This is a genomic window from Mesotoga sp. UBA5847 (assembly GCF_002432735.1).
Classification (GTDB): Bacteria; Thermotogota; Thermotogae; order Petrotogales; family Kosmotogaceae; genus Mesotoga.
The window spans coordinates 1-21,408 of the sequence record NZ_DJGL01000042.1; the positions used below are offsets into that span (position 1 = coordinate 1).

The window sequence follows — 21,408 nt, forward strand, 5'->3', positions numbered from 1 at the left end:
TAAGGACGACTCTTCACAGCGTTCAGCGGCTCTTTTTTTTTGCTTCCTGCGCAGCAGCATCACTTCCCGACGAAGTCGGCCTCGCCTCCTGCCGAAGGCAGTCTTGCGTCCACCGATATTCTTCGGCGCTTAGCGTTTCCAGACGTTTCTCTGGGCATTGCGTCCTGGCGCCGTTCCAGTCTCCGAAAAGCATTGGACAGAGGCTTGTAGATGCTAGTATTTGTAAGTGACGAAAAGGAAATGAGAGTATGGCAGGAGTCACGGTAAGCTAAGGTTCTACAACATCGTCATGGGTTTTCTGCATCTGGTTCAAGGAATCGTAATGCATTTTATCAGCAACGACTCAGCTCTAACAATAACCAGAAACTATCTGGTATTTGACAGGGAGATTATGCGCCTCGTGCTGGCCACGGAAAACTTCTTTGATTTGAGAATGGGGCCTTTCATTGCCAGTTTTCTGTTCATGTCTGCAATAGCCCACTTCACCGTCTCCGCTTTCGGGTTCAAATGGTATTAGAGGAATCTTGCAAAGGGCATCAACTATGCCGAGATGGTATGAGTATTCTTTTAGCTCCTCGGTAATGATCTTTGCAATAGCCATGTTCTCGGGAATGCTGGATATCGTGAGCCTTATGCTTCTCTTCACCGTGAACGCCCTTATGAACCTCTTCGAACTCATGATGGAACTTCACAATCAGACAACAGAGAAAACAAATTGGACGGCCTTCATATATGGTTGTATAGCCGGAGCGGTAACATGCTTGGCCGTATTCATATACTTGTTTACTTCGCTGGGAAAGGCGAATGTGGAATTCCCCTCTTTCGTGTACGCCGTTCTCATAACATTCCTTGTCTTCTTCAACAGCTTTGCGATAAATATGTTTCTGCAATACAAGAAGATCGGACCCTGGAAGAATTATCTCTTTGGCGAGACGGTATATGTTCTGCTAAGTCTAGTTGCGAAGAGCGTTTTGGCCTGGCAGCCTTTCCGCTGGGACTCTTCGGCCGGTTTGATTACCTTGAACAAAGAAAGGCACCACACGTTTAAACAAACCCTCTCTTTCAGTGAAAGAGGAGTTGGGACTCTGTTATTCGCTTAAGAGTCGGGATTGACGCTGTATTGTTTTCGCGACTATGAAAGTCTGCAAAGGAAACGGGAATCGTTGCAAAGACTCACTTACATCACAATCACCGCTCCTCATTTCAATGGAGAGCGGGGGTATCTTAGCTGCTGTTGCGGAGGACACTTAATAAATCTTGAATTCCATAGGTCATCTTCAAAATGGAGGATCGTTCTAACCCATGTAAGCTTCTTCTCAAACCTTCAAAATCACTTCGACAAATGAACTTATAATCATTCCAAATAGTCTTATATCCGATTTATATTGTCTAGAATAAAGTGGAGGTATGTATGAAGCAGTTCCTTTCAACTATAATGATATTCTCATTGTTAGGAGTGTTTGCTATGGCCAATAGTGAAAAACCTGCGATCGATATCGATGTTCCCTCAACCCTTGAGAAAGCAACATTTGGCCTTGGGTGTTTCTGGGGCTCCGAGGCTGCCTTTGGAGGAACAAGAGGAATCTACAAAACTAGCGTCGGATACGCCGGCGGTACAAAAGAGAACCCAAGCTATTTTTCGCTGTGCGATCATACGGAGGTTGTTCAGATCGAGTTTGACCCGTCAGAGATCACTTACGAGGCCTTGCTGGAGGTTTTCTGGAGCTCACATAACGCCTACATAGACTACAAGAGACAGTACATGTCAATTATTCTCTATCATAATGCCGATCAAAGGGACGTGGCCGAAGAGTTCATTGCTTTGAAGGAAAGCGAACGTGATATGAAGTCAGCTACAGAGATATCTCAAATCGTAGAGTTCTACCGGGCAGAAGACTACCATTTGAAGTTCTATCTTCAGCGAGACCGGGGACTGCTCAACGATCTACTTGGGTTCTACGGAGACATATTCGAGTTGGATAGTTCAACTGTGGCAGCGAGACTTAACTCTCTTCTAGCAGGCAAAGGCGATAGGGATCTTATGAGGGCCGAGTACATCAGCTATGGTCTGCAAGAAGGGAATCTGCAGAAGGTCTCGAGAATGCTAGAGTAGGGCTGCCATTCAGATCGCGAGCTTCGCAAAAGACAAAACAGAAATCGGAGGTGTGTATGTCTTCTAGAAGAAATCATAAAGTCATTACAGTTATAATGCTCGTTCTCGTGTTCTTACCTGCAAATGCTCTGCTAGGAGCGTCTGAAAAAGAGTTGGCGATTCCGGTCATTGTAAACAAGGTCAGTTACGAACAACGTCTCAAGATCGACCTGGATGAGAATACAAGCTCCGGGTACACCTGGCACTACTACCTATCAGATAATGAAGCTTTTTCACTTTATTCTAAGGAAGTCTCCGGAAGTCAACCCGAAGAAACATCACCCGGAGCCAGCTCAGCAATTACATGGTTCTTCACCCCTGAATCTATTGGAAGCTCTGCAATCATCTTCAAACTCTTCAGAGAATGGGAAGGGCAGGAAAGCGCCGTAGATATCCGCGTATATAACGTTGAAGTCGAGGATACAACTCTAAACGAGTGTGTTCCTCAGTACACAATGGTGTTGAGCAGTTCATCAGGATCGGTGGAGGTGGGTAGACTTACCAGAATCTCTCTCCAGGAAAACCCGTCGACCGGATTCTCGTGGACTCCGAAAACCGATGGATCCGCCTTGAGGTACATTGGGAAGACCGTTGCAAGTGACTCGAGCAGTTCAGGCTCTATTCAAGGCTTTCCGAACTCAGTACAGACTGTGGGTTCACCGACGACCGTATTCTTTGATTTTGAAGGAATACGCAAGGGAATATCTTTGATAGAGTTCACCTACTCCCGGCCGTGGGAAAGCAACGAAGATCCCATGGTCGCATTTGCAGGTGTATCTGTTGAGTAGTATATGGAAGTGACATAAAGAGCTAACCAAGAAGAGTCCCCTTGAAGATGATAAGATAGCTTCAAGAAGACATTGTTTCAGAACAGTACTCATCAGAGCGGCCAGAAAAACGGAGAACACTTTGGCCGCCCTTTACATTGAGAGTCATAGGTTTCAGTGAATTCATCATTTTGGAGGGGAACTGGCTTGCTTAGAAAACTCTTGAACGAAAAGCTCCTTACAGTCATTAGAGGGCTCACTCTTCAGCAATCGAAGACTCTGTGCGAAATGCTGCTGGAGAACGGTTTCACCATCGTAGAAGTGAGTTTCTCCGATGAGTCGTCGTCTGAATTACTCTTTGAACTGAAGAAGTCACTTGAAGGAGTATTGCACATAGGGGCCGGCACAGTCTACAACGAGTCATCGTATTCGAAAGCCCTACGATCGAACGCAGATTTCGTACTCAGTCCGGGATTCAGCGAAGAAATCGCCAGGCTCTCGAAAAGAGATGGGATGTTGTATATACCCGGCGTCTACACATCAAGCGATGTTCAGACCGCTCTAAATGAAGGTTTTGACTTTCTGAAGCTATTTCCAGGTGATCCGATAGGTCTACAGTTGCTCAAAGCATATAGGGGACCTTTCCCCTATGTCAAATTCATGCCCTTCGGGGGAGTGACCGCAGAAAATGCTGCTCAGTACATTGAGTCAGGGGCCTCTGCGCTCGGAGTTGGCTCCTTCATAGCAAGCAAGAAGCTGTTCGAAGAAGGAAAGGAATCGGAGGTTCTGAATAGGATCAGAAGAATTCGGAAGGCAATAGATGGAATCAATTGAACTGGCAATAGATATCGGCGGAACAAAGACTCTCGTTTCCGCTTTCATAGAGGGCTCTCAGGAACCTCTTGCGAGTAAGGAGTTTCCTACATTCCCGGAATGTGGAGCAGATGATTTCTTGGCCCGTCTCAGAAGCGTGTGTGAAGGACTTACGGGGAGCGGTCAGATCAGTAGATGGGGTTTGTGCACAGCCGGTGCAGTTGATCCCGATACAGGAACACTTGTCTGGTCTCCAAATCTGGGATGGAAGAATCTCAAACTTTTTGAGAGACTAATTCCCTTTCTCGGTACTGAAGGTGTAATCGAGAATGACTGCAACGCCGCGGCCTTTGGAGAGTGGGCTATCAGGAAAGACATTCATTCGCTTATTTATGTGACGGTCAGCACAGGGATCGGAATGGGAATAGTCTTCGGAGGCGATATCTTCCGCGGAGCAAATGGCGTAGCTGGCGAAATTGGCCACACTGTAGTTGACCCGAATGGTCCTCTCTGCACTTGCGGACGCCATGGTTGCTTACAAGCGCTTTCGGGAGGAAAAGGCCTTGAAAAGATCGTCAAAGATTCACTCAATAGAGAAATAAAGACGAAGGAGATTATCGATCGGGCAAAGATGAATGAGAGATTCTTCAGTGAATTGGTGACCAGAGCTTCAAGAACGTTAGGAAGATTTCTGTGTAACCTGATAGACTCTTTCGACCCCGAGCTGCTCGTTATAGGGGGAAACCTCGGCAAGAACCCCTTCTACTTCAGCTCCATAGAAAGAACAATAAGAGATAACCATTATCAAATCCACGGAAAGAATTTTGAAGTTGAGCTCTCCGTTGCAGAACCAAGCCCTACCATCTTAGGAACTCTTTTGCTGTCAAGAAAGCTGAAGACTCACTGACTTTTTCCTTCCAGGCTACCTTCATCTAGTTCATCTCTCTCTTCACCTCAAGCCGTTGATGCCATATAGTATAATGAAAAGGAACGCAAACGTTTGCGAAAGGTTGCGATTTTCATTGATTAAGAAGATAACGATAAAGGACATAGCAAATGAATTGAACATATCGCCGTCGTCTGTATCTAGAGCGCTTTCCGATGAACCGGGAGTGAGTCCTTCTCTAAGGAAGGAGATAGTTGACGCAGCCGAAAGATTGAACTACATTCCCAATTCCTCCGCAAAATCCCTGAAGACAAGAAAGACCCAAACGGTGGGCCTCATTGTGTCGGATATCAGGAATCCATTCTTTCTGGATTTCATGAGCGGAATCGAGACCGTTCTCTTTCCCAGAGGCTACAAATTCATAGTTTGCGATATCGGCGAGGATTTCGAGAAGGAGAGAGTTTACATAAAATGGCTTCTCGAACACGGTGTCGAGGGGATACTTTCCTCGCCCTGTCAAGGAGAAGACGGAAGGAACAACTCAAAACTCTACGGAGAGGCAGTCAGGAGAAACATTCCTGTCGTCTTCTACGATAGAATTCTTGAGGGAATGGAGAGGATAAGTTCGGTAACCCTCGATAACCGACAGGCGATACTTCAGGGAGTGTTGCATCTAAAGGAAAACGGTCACAGCAAGCTCGGAATAGTCCTTCACAAAAAGGGAATCTATACAATAGAAGAGAGACGCATGGGCTTTTTGGATGCTTGCAAGATGCTGGACATTGAGATAAACAAAGACTGGATTATCGAAAATGCAGTGGACGCGGAAAGGGCTTCGCTGTCACTGGAATCTGTTCTGAAATCGGACAAGAGACCGGATGCGATCATATCCACAAACCAGTTTCTNNGGCTTCGATGACCATTCCATGAACGAACTAATCGATCCTCCCTTGACGACGATCAGACAGCCGGTTCTCGACATCGGAAGGATTGCCGCCACGATAATGCTGAGCGAAATAGACGGAACAAGAGGTGAGAAATCGAAAGTTGTGCTGAAGGCGGAACTGCTTCAAAGAAAATCTGTGTCAAAGCTCATATAGATAAGCTCGAAGAAAACATTGAAAAGAGGAGGAATGCTTAATGAAAAAGAGAAAGGTTGGAGTGATCACTTTTTCCGACGGGCGCGATTTTGTTCACAACGATCTGATCGAAATGAACAAGGGGTTTCAAGACAGGCTGGTTAAGGCCCTTGAAGCAACGGGTGAAGTGGAAGTTGTCACAGCCTCCGATATAGTCTGGAAGCCTTCGCTCGCGAAGAAGGCCGGCAAGGAACTGATGAAGGCCGAGGTTGAGGCCACGATATTCAACTACGCCATCTGGTGCTGGCCGCATCTTTCCGTGATGGCCTCGCTTTATGCACCAGGTCCTTTCCTCACCTATGGACAGATCAACCCGGCGTATCCGGGAATGGTCGGGCAGCTGGCGGCCGCCGGCGCACTGGAACAGGTTGGAATAATGCCGGAAAGGGTGTGGGGAAACCCCGAAGATTCAGATGTAATCGAGAGAGTCATGCACTTTTTGAGAGCTGCGTCGGCAGCGGCAAGACTTAAGGGCGAGAGGTATGGTATGTTCGGCGGCCGCCCTATGGGAATGTACACCGCCACCGCGAACGGTGATCAGTGGATGAAGGAGTTCGGCGTCGATGTCGAGCAGATTGACCAGTATGAGCTCGTAGTGAGAGCGGAGAAAGTGCCGAAAGACGTCACGAAAAAGGCAAGAGAATGGCTGGAAAGACTGGCGACAGTTAAGTATGACGGGAAACAGCTTACTCCCGAAAAACTCGAAAAACAGATTGCACTCTACGAAGCTGCTTTAAGCATTATCGAGGAGTACGAACTTGACTTTGTGGGCTTCAAAGGCCAGCCCGAGATGACAAACAACTATGCTACCATGGATATAGTAGAGGCCTTCCTCAACGATCCATACGACTGGCACGGTTCAAAGGAGACAATCGTTGCGGCCACCGAAACGGATATGGATGGAGCTCTGACAATGGAGATCTTCAAGCATATTGCTCAGACTCCTGTTCTATTTGCAGACGTGAGGCATTACTTCGAGGAAGAAAACCTGCTAGATCTATGTAACTCGGGCACTCACGCGACTTTTTTTGCCGGCAAATCGATGAATCCCGAAGTTAATCTCAAAAACGTAGAATTGTATCCAGAAGACTTCTACTTCCCTGCCGGAGGAGCAGCCGTAAAGCACTTCGCGGCACCTGGGCGAGTTACCCTTGCCAGGCTTGCAAGACAGAACGGCGAGTACATCATGACAATAGTACCGGGAGAGTTCGTTAAACTCTCTGAAGCCGAAGAAAAGAAGCTGTCGGAGAAGGTCCAGATCGAGTGGCCGCATGCCTATGTGAAGCTGGATACGGACATGGAAACCTTCCTGAGATACTACCCGTGCAACCACACTCACGGTGTCTACGGCGATTTTGTAGAGGAACTGGTACAGTTCTGTGATATAAAGGGTATTGATTACCAGATTCTTGCAGAGTAAACTGCATTTCAAGACATATAGTTTCTTAAGAAAGGAGCCTAATAATGTTATACATTGACGGTATTTGTGAAAAGAGCGTTGAGCTCGTTAAGCAACCTGTTTTTGCAGGAATAACAACTAACCCGACTATCCTGAAACGCGACAGACCAGGATGGGGCCTAATGGACGCAATGAAGTTTCTCTCGAAGGTCCCGGGAGAGCGTCACTTTGTTCAAGGCAGCATATCATCGACAAACTGGATACAGAAAGTGAAGGAGTTCATCAAGAAGAGTGATTTCGACCCCGAATTCTTCACCGTAAAGCTTCCTTGGGACCCGGAAAAGGCGTCGTCATTTGTTCCTGAGCTTGACGAGATTGGTGTCGGTGTTTGTGCAACGGCAGTTTACACGGTAGAGCAGTATTATGCCGCGCTCAGCATGGAAGTCGAGTATGTGGCCGTGTACTTCGACAGAATGAAGAAGGCTGGAATCGATCCGGAGGAGAGGATCACCGAAATGCTTGAGATCGGAGACTGGCACTCAAATGCCCCTCGAATAATAGCGGCAAGCATTAAGGATATCGATAGCGCAAACAAGCTTCTTTCTCTCGGGGTCCACGATCTCACTCTCCCAATAGAAATTGCGAAAGAATACATAAAGGGAAGCTTTCCTGCAGATGATCTCGATAGATTCGAGGGAGACTTCAAGTTATGAAGGATTGGCCTAAGCCGGTTCTGTGCTCTGGAGAGATCCTCTTCGATTTCATCTCTAGAGAACCGATGAAGGGCCTGGAAGGCACCACCCTGTTCGAGAAGAAACCGGGTGGCGCCCCTTTCAACATCTCTGCCGGCCTTCATAGGCTTGGAGTTCCTATGGAATTTCTTGCGAAGATCGGGATGGATGAATTTGGTAACGCACTACTCGAGTATTTGAAGTCTCTCGGAATGTCCACGGGCTACATCGTACGAGAAAGAGGCACAAAGACTCCGATAGCATTTGCTGCGCTGGATGGCGAAGGCAAACCTGAATTTCGCTTCTACTGGGACCACGCCGCCCATTTATCGCTCAAATCAGAAGAAATAAGAGAGATCGACCCTCTGAACTTTTCTCTTTTCCATTTTGGCGCGATAGTTCTCCTTGAAGAACCGTCGGCATCCACTTATATGGAACTGTTTGAAAGGTTCAGTTCAGGAGGAGTCAAGACTTCATTCGACCCCAACATTCGAAGAAGCGCAATAGAAGAACACGATTCATTCAGGGCCATAGTCAAAGAAATCATCTCCAGAGTCGATATTCTCAAGCTCAGCGACGACGACCTGCTATATATATGTGACAGCGACAGTCTGGATAAGGCCCTATCCCGACTGGAAGTCAGACCGGACACGCTCGTCTTCCTTACCCTAGGCAGCAGGGGATCTATTGTTTATCGCGGAAGGACTTCTGTAAGGAGAGAGGGGTTCAAAGTAAGAGTGGCCGAGACCACCGGTTGTGGAGATTCATTCATGGCCGCAGTAATCTCGAGGCTCTACAATATGGACCATAAAGAACTGCATAATCTTACCGAAGAAGCTCTGGGAAGCATTCTGACTTTTGCCAACGCAGAGGCTGCGATCGTCGCAACAAGATATGGCGGAGCAAGCTCGATGCCAACCGAAAGCGAAGTGAACCAGTTCCTTATGGAACGGGGTGTAGATCGTTGATCGGATTCCTCGCTATAGACATCGGTGCCTCCAGCGGCAAGGCCTTCGTCGGAAAGTACGATCGAAACAGGCTGGTTCTGGAAGAAGTACATCGCTTTTCAAACGAGCCAATTCATGTTGCCGGTTCGACTCACTGGAACCTCATTTCGCTTTACAGGAATGTAGTGGACAGCATTAAGGCTGCTTCAGTTCTGGGAATTGAGATTCGCAGCGTAGGAATCGACACCTGGGGAGTGGATTTCGGGCTGATCGACAGTTCCGGCTCGATTCAAGGTGACCCGAGACACTACAGGGACATGTTCAAGGACGATTCCATGGATTACGCAATAAAGAAGGCCGGCAAGCGATGGATCTTCGACAGAGCCCCAACACAGTTTCAGCCATTCAACACTCTCTATCAGCTTATATCTCTCAAACGCAAAAACAGCCGTCACCTGAAGAAGGCAGATACCCTTCTCCCGATGCCCTCACTGCTTACCTACTTCCTTACAGGGGAGAAGCTGACAGAGTTCACTTTCGCCACTACTACACAACTCTTCGACCCCGATCGGCATGACTGGAGCGAAGAGCTGATGAGATTTTTCGATCTACCTGAGATAATGACTCCTATTGTTGATCCTGGCGAAATCGCCGGAGAACTGCTTCCCTCAATCTCGAAAGAGCTCGATATAAAGGGCATGAAGGTCATTCTCCCCGCAAGCCACGACACGGCATCGGCCGTTTCGTCCATGGATCTTTCAGATGATTCGATGTTCGTCAGCGCCGGAACCTGGTGCCTGGAAGGGGTGTTGATCGACAAACCTTCCAGAGAAGAATATGTTATTGAAAACAACCTTGCCAACGAGGGCTGCTACGGAAGGAAGTACCGCCTGCTCAAGAATCTGACCGGTCTCTGGTTGGTTCAGGAACTACTCAGAGAGTGGAGGAAATCGGACCCTAATCTCGATCACTATGCATTGACCGAGATGGCGCAGACCGCCAGAAGCTATGAGAGAAAGATCGATATCGAATCCAAAGCCTTCAAGAAACCAAAAAACATGGAGAAGGCTATACTCTCCGAAACCAAGAGTCTCGGGATCTCTTTGCAAAACAAGGGGGAGATCGTGAGAGCCGCGATCGAAGGAATTGCTTACCAGACGGAGCAGACGAGAAAACAATTGCAGTCAATAACCGGCCGGTCAATACGGAATATCAGAATGGTAGGCGGCGGCATTCGCAACAGACTTCTCTGTCAGCTGGTGTCAGACTACACAGGGCTTCCGGTAGTTGCAGGACCGGCAGAAGGGACTGCCACAGGTAACATCATAGTGCAGATGCTGGGCCTTGGAGAACTAAGTGACCTATCGCAGGCTCACGATCTTATTCAACGCTCATTCAACTTTCAAGAATACACTCCAAAAATGCGAGACTTCATCTAAAGAAACTCTTGACTTTGGCGACGTACTGTCTTGCCTTCTCCTCTATCTCTTCCGGAGTCCCCTTAGTCAGATCGGATCCTATACCAACAGCGGCCGTGCCTGCCTTAAACCATTTGTCGATATTGTCTAGACTGACCCCTCCGGACACTACGCAGAGAGCGTCGGGGAACGGTCCTTTCAGAGACTTAACGAAAGATGGGGAAAGGACGTCGCCGGGAAAGACTTTAACCATAGAACAGCCGAGCCCTGTGGCCTTGACATACTCAGTAGGCGTCATTATCCCCGGAAGGTAAAGCGTCTCGAGAGCCCTTGACTGTATTGCAAGCTCTTCGGACAAGTGGGGACTTACCACGTATTTTGCGCCGCTCTTAACCGCTATGTTAAACTGTTCGTCAGTGATAACCGTTCCAGCTCCAACGTAAGCCCCCTTTATCTCTTCAGAGAGAATCGATATAGCCTTCGGTGCGTCTGGAACCGTGAATGTAATCTCAAGGATCTTTATGCCACCTTTAAAGCAGCTCCTTCCTATCTCTACACATCTATCGACACTATCGCTTCTTATAACAGCCATTATCTTCTCTTGCAGAATGATATTCTTCACTCCAACCCTCCATTCATAGTTTTCAAAGAACGATTCTTCCAAAAGACTTGAGAACAGTTAGCGCCCTCAACGTAATTATAGCAACCCATTCATCCCATGACTTGGCCATTTCTCCGTCATAGAAGCTCTTGGACCAGGCGGGCTTGACTTTTCCATGCGTCTGAAACTCCCTGATATAGTACTCGATATTTTCTTCAATCAGATTCTGATCGATGCAGAAAAACTCGTCAGGGGAGGACACGAAGTCAAGAGGTTTCGCCACATACTCCGTCCTCCATTCTTCTTCATCCTTGCTCACAAGAGAACATACGGCTTCAGACAGCTTTGGCATGAGCTTGGCAGCCGTTTCTTCTTCAAGCTGTCTATAGAGTCTCACAAAACAGAAAACTTCGTGAAAGGAACCGAACTCGTCTTTGCTTTCAAGATACTCGATCGCCTTTAGGATGAGCATGTCTGTATCTAGACTTGTGTACTCCCTGTATCTGTGCAGATACCCAATTAATTCAGCGGTCGGGTTTCCCCAATTCGCATCAATCGCGCACATTCCCTTTTCTTCGTCGTACTCCCACCACGGAGCGTGCGGATGGTCGTTGACGGCTTTCGGAACTGCAAACCATCCCTTCCGTTCGGGAACATATGTGTTGTCAAGGTATTCAATTGACTTTGAGATAATCCCCTTTGCGAGAGGTACCTCATCGAAATCTCGCAAATATTGAAGTGCTATACTTGTCGCCATTGGAGATGAAGCTGGTAGTCTAAAATCCGGTTCTATTCCGTTTCCAAAACCTCCATCCAAATTTTGATAACCGGCGATTTCCTCGACAACATCATTTGCCGGGCCATCCATGAAATGGTAAGCAAAGAGCCTTCTTTCCAATTCTCTTCCACTCTCGAGAATAAAGTACTGGGCTCTTCTCAAAGGTTCCTTTTCAAGATAGAGCATCTCGAATACCCCCTTTATGTCTTCATCGTTGCCGACTGTGAACTCCCAAAACTTTCACGATCTCGAAGCTTGCTCCCAAAGGGCTGACCAAAACAGATTTCTTCTCCAGAGAAATGGTGACTGCTTGTGGTCGACCAAATTGCCGAATCACTGATTAATACCAAAACGTCGAGCTTTCAATGCCTTCTCTTGATGACAGATCACCGCCAAAGTGAGTGTCTGATGCAATCGCTGCACCTGCCCAAGCTAAAGGCTCTAGATGGGCCGCCCGGTTTGAAAACAAGAAAGTCACGGTTGTAGTCGCACCCAATCTCACTTCTTGCTGACCGTGTCCTCATCTCACTCATTCTCCGTGCTCTCTATACATTCGCCGGAGGATCCTAACTCTCTCTGCATTATCCCTCTCATATTCGCGCAAGAGTGGCGGGTCACCAATCTGTCAGTCGGCTATGATCAATCAAGTCAACCAAGTTCACCTTTTCAAAAACCACTCGGCGAGATTCTCGTACAGCTCTCCTCTCCCTGGAACGGGACCTTCAAGCTCACTGTTCCAGAACACATAAGAAAGACTGTGGGCCAGAATCAACACCGGAACATCATTTGTCCAGATCCTGTACGCGCCCAGATAATAAGGAGTCCGACTTGCCCAATCAGGTTCTATAGCGGCTCTTCTCAAAATCCTAAAAATCTGCTGGTTCAGATAACCGACTTCCCATCCCGTACTCAAATCATGTTCGTATTCATTGGTCCAGGGAGCAATTTCAGGGTACTCGAAAGCCTGAACTCGAAGGTAGGCCAGCTCGTAATCCGCGCCGTTGATGTCGCGAAGAAGGGTGCCCCAATCAAGCTTTTCGACTTCAAGCTTCACCCCTATTCTATCCCAGCTTCTTCTTAGTTCCTCAAGCAATCTCGTCTCAACTCCATGATAGACTTTAATCTTCAAAGTAATGCCATTAGGATAGCCAGAATTTGCAAGAAGACTCTTCGCCCTTTCCGGATCGTATGGGAGATCCACTATCTGAGCCTCCAGTGTCTTGAAGAGTGCTGTCCTTGGATCGATAGGAATGAACGTCTTCATGGAATTTGGAATAGCTTCGAGAAGTGATTCATAGTTTAGAGACATCTTCATGGCCTGTCTTACCGCCTTCTCCGCAAGCAATTCGTTCCTGTGGTTTATCAAAACAACATGATAAGTACCGTCCGGAAAGCTTCCCGAATTGAAGGTTTCTGATGAAGATAGCCTTATAAGTGTTTCGTTCTCCTCAGGTCCGTTGAAAAGCAGATGGAGCTCACCCCTTTCGAACATCTCGATCCTGTCTGAAGGTTCCGCCACTTCAACTAGCCTGATCTCATCAAGGAGACTCTTTTCAGGCCAATTATCGAAAACGAGAGGGAACAGGTTGTCGGCATGTCCTCCGTGCCAGTTCGGATTCCTCTTGAGAACAATGTTGCCCTTCACACTCTTCTGATCAAGAAGAAACGGACCCGAAGATGCTTCTAGAGGAGGCTTGTCCATCTCATGACTTGTCTTGAGGTTTTCGGGCGCAATTCCTAGCTTGTCTTGATAAACATGTTTTGCAAGAATCCCCGTCCTCAGGGAGTTTATGAATTCAGGATATGCCGAAGTGAAACTGAAAACCGCCGATTTGCTGTCTATTATCGTCAGCCCTTCATATCTAGGATCGTTAAGTGTTTGAAATAACGGAGAACTATCGGTATTGCGCCACGCTCTAACCGAATACTCTATGTCTGCAGTGGTTATAGGAGTGCCGTCATACCAGAAAATGTCTCTCCTCAACTCGATAAACAGTCGCGTGTTCGAGTCTCTCCATTCGAACTTCTCTACGAGAGAGGGGCTCAACTCGTCACCGCTTGCCAATCTGAATAGCGGATCCTGAATCGCAAACGTTACCCAAAAATCCCCTTCTGAAAGCTCAAACCCAGGCAAGAAGCTGAAAGTAGTATCCACAGGGAGGTATATCGTACCCCCGGCAACCTCAGCGTAAGTGAACTCATCACCTGTCTCTCTTACTTTCAGAACCGCTGTGAAAGAACTTGAAACTAACACGAGTATGAGAATAGCCAGAATAAGTCTCCTCACCGCAACCTCCAGAAACTTGTGTATTACCTCCATTATATTAGATGAAGAGAATTCAGTTTTGTTCGGAACAGGCAGGGGCTTCTGAAGAACGTGCCAGCAGTTGACGTTGGGGAAAGAACCTTGAAAAATAGTTGGTGGTGGATTGTTCGTTGTTGGTAAGAGTACAAATAGCCAAAGAGAGACTCCAGAGCAAGTATCTATTCTTAGTTCCAGAGCGAGTACCTGTTCTTCGTTCTTGGTTAAGGTCAAAAAACTTGAGCTAAAATGAGCATTACATAATGGGATCTGCTCTTCGTTCTCGATTGCGAACAACACTATTAACTCCCGCTTTCTCGCGCTCTCTAATCATCTCATGGTTCTTAACCAAGAACCTGGGCGCAGCTCGGAACGATGAACCACTCTTTAAATCCTCGCTTGAGCACTCAACCTGGATCTAATCTCATCCGTCTCGTTCTCTCTCATCGTCTCGTGGTTTTTTGACTAAGACGACGATTCCGGAGGACGGTGGACCGTTGACGGACGACGGGTCCTTGTCTTCCCAGCGATCAGCGAATATCGGCTCTTCGGACGGCAGCTCTTTGACGGTTACCCTAAACCAGAAGGTTTCTGCAGTTTTTGCTTTTGACGATGAATAGTGTATATTCTACTTGTAGGACATCCTACATCACAAGAGAGGCGGTGTAGATGAAGGATATCGATCTTAACCATCATATTCATACTTCTCTTTCGGGAAAGATCCATAGCGAAATGAGAAACCTTATACTGAGCGGAGAGTTGAAGGCTGGCGAGAAGCTTCCTTCTGAACCTGACCTGGCAAGAAAGCTCGGTGTGAGCAGAAACTCTCTAAGGGAGGCGATTGGTCTTCTTCAGAAGGATGGTCTCCTCCTCAAAAGGCACGGGATCGGCACTTTTGTTACAGACAGATACCCGATCATCAAGGGTGGTATAGAAAGGCTTTCAAGCATAGCAAGTTTCATTGAATCTCAGGGCCATTCTGCAAGAAGCGAGGTCATACAGTTCGAAGAGTGTGTGTGCGATGGAAGGGCCGGCGAGCTTCTTGAACTGGAGGAAGGGAGCATAGTATATCTTCTTGAGACTGTGAAGTACGCTTCCGAGATTCCGGTTGCTGTTTGTGTTGACGTAATTCCGAGATCATTCGTTTCTCAAATAGATCCGGAGAGAATTCAGGGTTCCGTCTTTGAGGGTCTTGGAAAACACTATAATATCGACATAAGATATGCGGAGTGTGATCTCATTCCTTTCAAGTCCGACGAAGGATTGTCAAGAAAGCTGAGGATCGACGTAGGCACTTCGGTGCTCTTGCTTGAGCAAATTCATTACGACGTTCAAGATAGAAAGGTTCTGTACTCGAAGAGTTATTTGCCATCAGGAACGTTCACTTTCAAGCTCATCAGAAGACGTTAATACATTAGCTCAACAGGAGGTATGGCGAAATGAGGAAGCTCGTACTTGCAATCGTTCTCTTACTGGGTGTCGTTCTTTCGGCTACTACGCTCGAAGTTCTGTGGATGGGATGGCCGCAAGATCAGGTTATGCAGGTGATCAACGAGTTCAAAGCCGAGAATCCGGGAATCGATGTGGACATTCAGCTCGTTCCTTTTGGCCAGCTGTTTCAGACAATTGAAGTCCGTTTGGCCGCCGGAGACGGTACTCCCGACGTTTACATCGTAGACGGACCCAATACCGCTTCTTACGCGGCAAGAGGTTATCTTCTCCCTCTCGACGAGCACTTTTCCGAAGAAGAGATGGCAGCCTGGTTCGATGCCTCCATAGAAGAGGGCAGTTATCATGGAACATTCTACTCCGTACCTTACGGAACTTCTTCCGCAGGTCTCTTCTATAACAAGGCCATCTTTGAAGAATATGGTATCCCCTTTCCTCCGGAGAGTCTTGAAGAGAGGCTGACGTGGGAAGAGGTTGCTGAAATTGCCAAGCAGCTTACGAAGGACACGAACGGAGACGGCATAACAGATATCTGGGGCCTGGTAATTGAGCAGATAGACAGACCCTATCTTATCTTCCCTATGGTTCAGTCTCTCGGTGCATCAGTACTCTCTGACGATGGTTTTGTCTCACAGGGATACATCACTTCAGATGCTTTTGTGGAAGGCTCGACGTTCTACTGGAAGCTGTTTAATGAATGGAAGGTAAGCCCTCAAGGTCTAAGTGACTCGGCTATCTCACGAGAGTATTTCGGAACCGGAAGAGCAGCAATGATGCTGGGGAATGAGTGGAACATAAGAAGAATGCTCCAATATCCCGATCTAGATTACGGACTCTCCCCCTTCCCATACTTCGATGGCGGAGTTGCGGTAACTCCTACGGGCAGCTGGCATGTCGGAATCAACTCTAAGACGAAGAAGCTCGATGCCGCCCTTGCTTTCACGAAGTTCATAACTGGTAAAGACGCCGTGATTACATGGCACAATCTAAACGGAATAGCGCCTGCTAGATCCGATGTTTACGAAGCACTCCCCCAGGTATTCGACAACCCCATGTGGCAGCTGTTTATTGCTGAGATGGAGACAACGGCAGTTCCGAGGCCGCGAACACCGGGTTATTCTCAGTATGAGCTCATGCTCAGAGAGGCATTCAACTCAATTCATTATGGTGCCGATCCGAGAAGCACGCTTGAGGAAGTCGCGGCAAGAATAGATAGAGAGCTTAGAAGATACAGATAATCGATTTTGGGATCGTACTTGACCTTAGGGTATTTCGGATGGTGTGCTGATGTTTCGAAACAATAAAGTGGCGTGGCTTTTCGTTCTCCCCGCGCTCGCGTTCTTAGTCGTTTTCAAAATCTGGCCTATTGGCGTTTCAGTTATTGAGAGCCTCACCACGACTAGTTTCACAGGGGTAAAGTCATTCGTGGGATTCGAAAACTACGAATATCTCTTCAAGTACGATCCCGTTTTTTGGAAATCGTTTTCCGTTACCCTAATCTACTCGATAGTTGTCAACCCGCTGATCGTGCTGACATCGTTATTAATGGCGCTGCTTCTTAACTCAAGCCATTTCTTCACCAAGTTTTTCAGAACAGTTTTCTTCTTGCCTGCGGCGATTTCATTCGCGGTCGTTTCGGTGATCTGGATGGTTATGCTTGATCCCTACAACGGACTGGCCAACAGCTTCTTAACCATGTTTGGCTTCAAACCCCAGCCCTTCTTCGCCTCTCCGAATCAGGCTCTTTGGGGGCTTGTCCTGCTGAACGTATGGAGAAGTTCCGGTTACTGGATGATGTACTTTCTTGCTGGACTGCAGAACATTCCGGAGACATTGTACGAAGCGGCTGACATCGACGGAGCTTCTACATTCAGGAAGACGTTCAGGATAACTCTCCCATTGCTAACGAGAACCATATCGTTCGTTCTCGTTGCAAATACCGCTTTCAACTTCCTGAGCTTCGCGCCGGTATATATAATAACCAAGGGTGGCCCCATGGGTTCGACCAACCTTCTCATGTACGAATCCTACAAGAGCGCCTTCGTCAATCTCGACATGGGAAGGGCCTCGGCCATTACCACGATCTTGCTTGGTATTATCCTTCTATTCAGTTTTTTCGAGCTGCGATTCACCAGGGCTCGATTCGAGTATTGAGGTGGAATCATGAAGAAAAGAAGTCCGTGGAAAACTCTAGTTCTATTCGCCATTCTAGGCATAATAAGCCTCTTCTTCCTAATCCCGCTTATATGGGTAATCGCATCTGCGTTGAGGCCGGCCAGCCCACTCTATGAATATGCAAACCCCCTCACCTGGAGAACTTTCGTTCCTACTAATCCTACGTTAGAGAACTTTGTTCACATATTCGTAAACCTGAACTTTGGCAGGGCCCTTATGAACAGTCTTCTCGTCTCAGTCTCAACGATTCTCCTAACAATTCTTGTGGCCTCAATGGCAGGATTCGCGCTCGCTAAATTCGAGTTCAGGGGCAAGGCGGCCCTTTTCACAATAGTCCTGATAACCTTCATGGTTCCCTTCGAATCGATTGTCATACCCCTCTATATCCTCATTAAGCAGCTGCGGATAGACAACACTTACTGGGCCCTGATCCTTCCCGGTGTCGCCAACGGCCTCGCCATCTTCCTGTTCAGGCAGTTCTTCTCCGAAGTGCCTTCAGAGATAATGGAAGCGGCAAGGATTGACGGTGCCTCCTGGTTCAGGATCTACTGGAAGATAGCTATTCCATTGAGCGTACCGGCAATAGTGACCGTGATTGTTATGGTATTCATGTTCCAGTGGAACTCATTGTTCTGGCCTCTTGTAGCAACCCATTCAAGCAGATTCGAAGTTGTGCAGGTAGCCATAGCGGCACACAGATCAACAGAAAACACCAGCTGGGCGAACTTATTCAGCTCGGCCATCGCCGGAAGCCTTCCGCCGGTCATTCTCTTCCTCTTCCTCCAGAAGTATTTCGTTCGGGGGATAAGCGGAACTGGATTGAAAGGATGATTATATGGACACTTCAAAAAAGGCAAAGAATCACTTGCAGATTTCTGCCAGCTCTCTCCCGGAGACAGCTCTTCTACCGGGCGATCCGGCTAGAGTCTATGAGATAGGAGAGTACTTGAGCGATGTCGAAGAGGTTGGAAACAACAGGGATTACACAACGATTACCGGCAAATACAAGGAACTGCCGATCACAGTATGTTCAAGCGGAATCGGAGGCCCTTCGACTGAGATCGCCGTAGTTGAACTCAACAAACTTGGAGTGAATACGATAATTCGCGTTGGAACCTCCGGAGGATTGGCGCCTGATGTGAAGCCCGGCGATCTTATGGTTATTTCAAGCTGCATAAGATACTCCGGAACTTCAAACCTCTTCATCCCGGAGAATTTCCCGGCTGTGGCGGATTATCTACTGCTCATGGCACTGGTTTCTGCCTGCGATGATTCCGGTGTAAACTACCACGTAGGCATGGGGCTTTCACTGGATTCCTTCTATGCAACGAAGCCCGCTCTTCTGAGAGAAAACTTCCCATCTATGATATACGGAAAGCTGGAAGAATGGATCGCCGCCGGTGCTCTTCAGCTCGATATGGAAGCGGCGACTTTATACGTTCTTTCTTCTCTCCTGAAGATCAAGGCCGTGACTATCTGCACTGCCGGATCGAACATACCGAAAGGGGAGAGGCCGGACCCGCATCCTTCAAATGAGAATGCGATTAGGGCAGCATGCGAGGGGGCTTTGAAGTACAACAACTGGCACGAAATCTCAATCAGGCGGGGAAAGGACTTCACTCTCCCCCCGATTGCCGATCAGGGGTGAAGAACTGTGAGTGAGAGACTGACAGGAAAAACGGCACTGATTTTCGGGGCCGGGAGAGTCGGAGGCTCGGCCGCCAGAGCCTTTGTAAACGAGGGCGCGAAGGTCATTATACTGGATAGAGACGAAGATAAGCTTGAAACGCTTAAGGAAGAGCTCGAGCAAACGAAAAGAGGATTCTGCTCGACGATATGCGCAAACATAGACAATCAAAAAGATGTGGACGAGATCTCCAATCTGATTGAAGAGAATACATGGAAGGTAGACATTCTTCTTAACTGCCCCGCTTACATATTCAGGGCGCCTTTTCTAAACCACCCAATTGATGAGATTGATCGACAGTGGCATATAAACGTGAGGATAGTGTTCATGGTAAGTCAGGCAGTAGCAAAGATGATGGCAAAGAACGGTGGTGGAAAGATTATCAATCTGGCCTCGGTCGGAGGGCTCTTTCCAGAGAAAGAACATGCCGGCCACTGTGCTGCCAAGGCGGGAATAATAGCTATTTCGAGGGTGATGGCCCTTGAACTCGCTTCACTGAACATTCAAGTGAACGTAATTGCACCCGGCCCAACTGAGACCATCCCTTTTTCGTCACCTTTCTATTCACAGCATCCAGAAGTTTTGAAAAGAATTGAAGAAAGAACCCCTGCCGGAAGAATAGGACATCCAGAAGACCACACCGGCCTCATGGTATTTCTTGCATCGGAGGAATCAAACTGGATAACTGGCCAGGTTATACTTTCAGACGGAGGACTGGGTTTAGTTTAGAGTTGGAAGGATTTGACAAATCAAAACGCCCCGGATCGATTCCGGGGCATCTTTATCTTAATCTGAAAGACCTAGAAGTGTTGAAGCACAAATGGCGTAGTCTTTGGAAGATCTTGACCACTGTAGCTGTTCGTCGCCTTCACTCTGCCGAACTCGATCATCTCCCTGAAATCACTCTTTCCACCAACAACAGAGGATAAGGTCGCAATATCACATTCGAGATCATAAGAATCGGAACGAGAGAAGCAGAGCTCGCCATCCTTCATACACATTTCGAAGACACCGTTGTTCCACGAAGCCTGTTTATCACTTATCTTTATGCCGACCCGCATGTCTGGTGCGTTTATCTTCAGACCATTTAGCAACTCCAGATCGACGATCCGGATCATGGTTCTCAAAATGATATTCATCTCCGAGGGCCTATCGTTTAGATATGGCCAGAGAACAAAATCCGGAGGAAGATATGCGTGAACATGACATATTTGAAGAGAGAGTCCCTTCAAGAAACGGAACATTGCATGTCTGGTGACTATATCATCCGCGAGGAACATCGTAACTACAAACTTCGGCGATCTGTCCTTGTCAAAGTTGTCGTACAGAAAAACATAGCGAAGCATCCCTGTGGTCTTTCCATCTTTCTTGAATTTCACGAATTTCTTCGAAACATCCTCATCGGTTCTAAACTCGAAATCATTCTTCCACATTTCGGCGTCTCTCAGAATCATAGTGTAATGACTGCTTGCATAATCGTTATAGAACTCTCTAATCTCGCTGTCTGCATCTTCCATCTCTTCAATATTCACTTCGCAATCCAGCTCAGGAACGTTAATCATACCCGGAGAGAATTTAACCCCGAGCATCGAATCAAACTCCTCCCATCCCAGCTTTCTGTAGAAGCCGGCATTGAAAGGGTATAGTAGCGAGACTGCCTGCTTCTTCTCCCTCATAGTCTCCAGTGATCTTTCCATAAGGAACTTGACGGCTCCCTTGCCCCTGTATAGAGGACTTGTGCAGACATTTCCTACTCCCCCCATAGAGATGACCGACTGTCTTAGCCTCATCTTCAAAGAGAAGAGCAAATACTCTGCCGCAAGAATCGACTCGTCGTAAGCCCCAATAGGGTCTCTTAGATCGTCATCGAAGACTTCACTTGCATGTTTCGACGCAGATCTCATCCAGCCGCCAGGAATCCCAAAAGAAAACCTCATAAGATCGAGATAGTCCTTCACACTTTCGATCCTTCTATACTCAAACATCCTCTCACCCTCTCCGGAAGTAGTGTAAAAATAATAGCATATCGCGGGTAGCAGATAGCGGGCTGGAAAGAGCGAATATCAGTTGCAGGATGCAAGTTTAAGAAAAAAAGACCGGGGTCGGGGGTTGCAGGTTAGAGGTTGGAAAGAGCGGAATAATATGCAAGGCTGGCTTCGCCAGG

Annotated in this window: 22 protein-coding genes; 18 read left to right on the forward strand and 4 right to left on the reverse strand. The window is 47.5% G+C overall.

The features are described from left to right. The first annotated feature begins 322 nt into the window (after positions 1 to 322). From B3K91_RS04605 to B3K91_RS04660, 12 genes are all read left to right on the forward strand, one after another. Positions 323 to 517 (forward strand): hypothetical protein, encoded by a 195-nt coding sequence (locus tag B3K91_RS04605; protein ID WP_292593142.1) that lies wholly within the window; start codon positions 323 to 325, stop codon positions 515 to 517. A 25-nt stretch (positions 518 to 542) separates the two neighbouring features. Continuing rightward, positions 543 to 1,100, forward strand: coding sequence for a heliorhodopsin HeR (gene heR / locus B3K91_RS04610; protein WP_292590242.1), 558 nt, complete (start codon positions 543 to 545; stop codon positions 1,098 to 1,100). A 311-nt stretch (positions 1,101 to 1,411) separates the two neighbouring features. Beyond that, positions 1,412 to 2,113 (forward strand): peptide-methionine (S)-S-oxide reductase MsrA, encoded by a 702-nt coding sequence (msrA, locus tag B3K91_RS04615; protein ID WP_292593140.1) that lies wholly within the window; start codon positions 1,412 to 1,414, stop codon positions 2,111 to 2,113. 56 nt (positions 2,114 to 2,169) lie between these two features. Then, positions 2,170 to 2,940 (forward strand): protease inhibitor I42 family protein, encoded by a 771-nt coding sequence (locus B3K91_RS04620; protein ID WP_214061500.1) that lies wholly within the window; start codon positions 2,170 to 2,172, stop codon positions 2,938 to 2,940. A gap of 186 nt (positions 2,941 to 3,126) precedes the next feature. Next, positions 3,127 to 3,753 carry a bifunctional 4-hydroxy-2-oxoglutarate aldolase/2-dehydro-3-deoxy-phosphogluconate aldolase gene (locus B3K91_RS04625; RefSeq protein WP_214061499.1) on the forward strand — a complete coding sequence of 209 codons (627 nt, stop codon included), beginning with the start codon at positions 3,127 to 3,129 and terminating at the stop codon, positions 3,751 to 3,753. Further along, positions 3,740 to 4,639 (forward strand): ROK family protein, encoded by a 900-nt coding sequence (locus B3K91_RS04630; RefSeq protein ID WP_214061498.1) that lies wholly within the window; start codon positions 3,740 to 3,742, stop codon positions 4,637 to 4,639. Before B3K91_RS04625 ends, B3K91_RS04630 begins: the two co-directional genes overlap by 14 nt. Positions 4,640 to 4,712: 73 nt before the next feature. Beyond that, positions 4,713 to 5,537: a LacI family DNA-binding transcriptional regulator gene (locus B3K91_RS04635; RefSeq protein WP_422655782.1), complete on the forward strand. Its 825-nt coding sequence runs from the start codon at positions 4,713 to 4,715 to the stop codon at positions 5,535 to 5,537. 7 nt (positions 5,538 to 5,544) lie between these two features. Then, positions 5,545 to 5,718: a substrate-binding domain-containing protein gene (locus B3K91_RS04640; protein WP_292594128.1), complete on the forward strand. Its 174-nt coding sequence runs from the start codon at positions 5,545 to 5,547 to the stop codon at positions 5,716 to 5,718. Positions 5,719 to 5,758: 40 nt separating this feature from the next. Further along, entirely contained in the window at positions 5,759 to 7,177 is a 1,419-nt protein-coding gene (locus tag B3K91_RS04645; protein ID WP_292590249.1) for an L-fucose/L-arabinose isomerase family protein, read from the forward strand. A gap of 44 nt (positions 7,178 to 7,221) precedes the next feature. After that, positions 7,222 to 7,869 (forward strand): transaldolase family protein, encoded by a 648-nt coding sequence (locus tag B3K91_RS04650; RefSeq protein ID WP_102818978.1) that lies wholly within the window; start codon positions 7,222 to 7,224, stop codon positions 7,867 to 7,869. Continuing rightward, on the forward strand, positions 7,866 to 8,855 hold the full coding sequence (locus B3K91_RS04655) for a carbohydrate kinase family protein (protein WP_292590251.1): 990 nt from the start codon (positions 7,866 to 7,868) through the stop codon (positions 8,853 to 8,855). The genes B3K91_RS04650 and B3K91_RS04655 overlap by 4 nt, the downstream gene beginning before the upstream one ends. Further along, on the forward strand, positions 8,852 to 10,273 hold the full coding sequence (locus B3K91_RS04660; RefSeq protein WP_292590253.1) for a rhamnulokinase: 1,422 nt from the start codon (positions 8,852 to 8,854) through the stop codon (positions 10,271 to 10,273). Before B3K91_RS04655 ends, B3K91_RS04660 begins: the two co-directional genes overlap by 4 nt. Here the strand turns inward: B3K91_RS04660 and B3K91_RS04665 are convergent. The 3 genes from B3K91_RS04665 to B3K91_RS04675 form a co-directional block, all read right to left on the reverse strand. Further along, a complete protein-coding gene (locus tag B3K91_RS04665; RefSeq protein ID WP_102818975.1) occupies positions 10,266 to 10,874 on the reverse strand; it encodes a bifunctional 4-hydroxy-2-oxoglutarate aldolase/2-dehydro-3-deoxy-phosphogluconate aldolase in 609 nt (202 codons plus the stop codon). The genes B3K91_RS04660 and B3K91_RS04665 overlap by 8 nt on opposite strands. 22 nt (positions 10,875 to 10,896) lie before the next feature. Continuing rightward, positions 10,897 to 11,817, reverse strand: coding sequence for a hypothetical protein (locus B3K91_RS04670; protein ID WP_102818974.1), 921 nt, complete (start codon positions 11,815 to 11,817; stop codon positions 10,897 to 10,899). 472 nt (positions 11,818 to 12,289) lie between these two features. Next, the gene (locus B3K91_RS04675) at positions 12,290 to 13,918 is read right to left on the reverse strand and encodes an ABC transporter substrate-binding protein (protein ID WP_214061494.1); all 1,629 of its coding nucleotides are present in this window, start codon (positions 13,916 to 13,918) and stop codon (positions 12,290 to 12,292) included. Positions 13,919 to 14,602: 684 nt separating this feature from the next. On the opposite strand from B3K91_RS04675, the gene B3K91_RS04680 reads away from it, so the two are divergent. The 6 genes from B3K91_RS04680 to B3K91_RS04705 are packed head-to-tail and all read left to right on the forward strand — an operon-like array spanning position 14,603 to position 19,973. Continuing rightward, on the forward strand, positions 14,603 to 15,343 hold the full coding sequence (locus B3K91_RS04680) for a GntR family transcriptional regulator (RefSeq protein ID WP_214061493.1): 741 nt from the start codon (positions 14,603 to 14,605) through the stop codon (positions 15,341 to 15,343). A 29-nt stretch (positions 15,344 to 15,372) separates the two neighbouring features. After that, positions 15,373 to 16,620 (forward strand): ABC transporter substrate-binding protein, encoded by a 1,248-nt coding sequence (locus tag B3K91_RS04685; RefSeq protein ID WP_103134491.1) that lies wholly within the window; start codon positions 15,373 to 15,375, stop codon positions 16,618 to 16,620. 49 nt (positions 16,621 to 16,669) lie between these two features. Next, the gene (locus B3K91_RS04690; RefSeq protein WP_102818970.1) at positions 16,670 to 17,536 is read left to right on the forward strand and encodes a carbohydrate ABC transporter permease; all 867 of its coding nucleotides are present in this window, start codon (positions 16,670 to 16,672) and stop codon (positions 17,534 to 17,536) included. 9 nt (positions 17,537 to 17,545) lie between these two features. Then, entirely contained in the window at positions 17,546 to 18,388 is an 843-nt protein-coding gene (locus B3K91_RS04695; RefSeq protein ID WP_214061492.1) for a carbohydrate ABC transporter permease, read from the forward strand. Between the two features lie 4 nt (positions 18,389 to 18,392). Continuing rightward, positions 18,393 to 19,205 carry a nucleoside phosphorylase gene (locus B3K91_RS04700; RefSeq protein WP_214061491.1) on the forward strand — a complete coding sequence of 271 codons (813 nt, stop codon included), beginning with the start codon at positions 18,393 to 18,395 and terminating at the stop codon, positions 19,203 to 19,205. A 6-nt stretch (positions 19,206 to 19,211) separates the two neighbouring features. Next, the gene (locus B3K91_RS04705) at positions 19,212 to 19,973 is read left to right on the forward strand and encodes an SDR family NAD(P)-dependent oxidoreductase (protein ID WP_214061490.1); all 762 of its coding nucleotides are present in this window, start codon (positions 19,212 to 19,214) and stop codon (positions 19,971 to 19,973) included. Positions 19,974 to 20,044: 71 nt separating this feature from the next. Here the strand turns inward: B3K91_RS04705 and B3K91_RS04710 are convergent, their stop codons facing one another. Further along, positions 20,045 to 21,229 carry a GNAT family N-acetyltransferase gene (locus B3K91_RS04710; protein WP_214061489.1) on the reverse strand — a complete coding sequence of 395 codons (1,185 nt, stop codon included), beginning with the start codon at positions 21,227 to 21,229 and terminating at the stop codon, positions 20,045 to 20,047. Between the last annotated feature and the right edge of the window lie 179 nt (positions 21,230 to 21,408).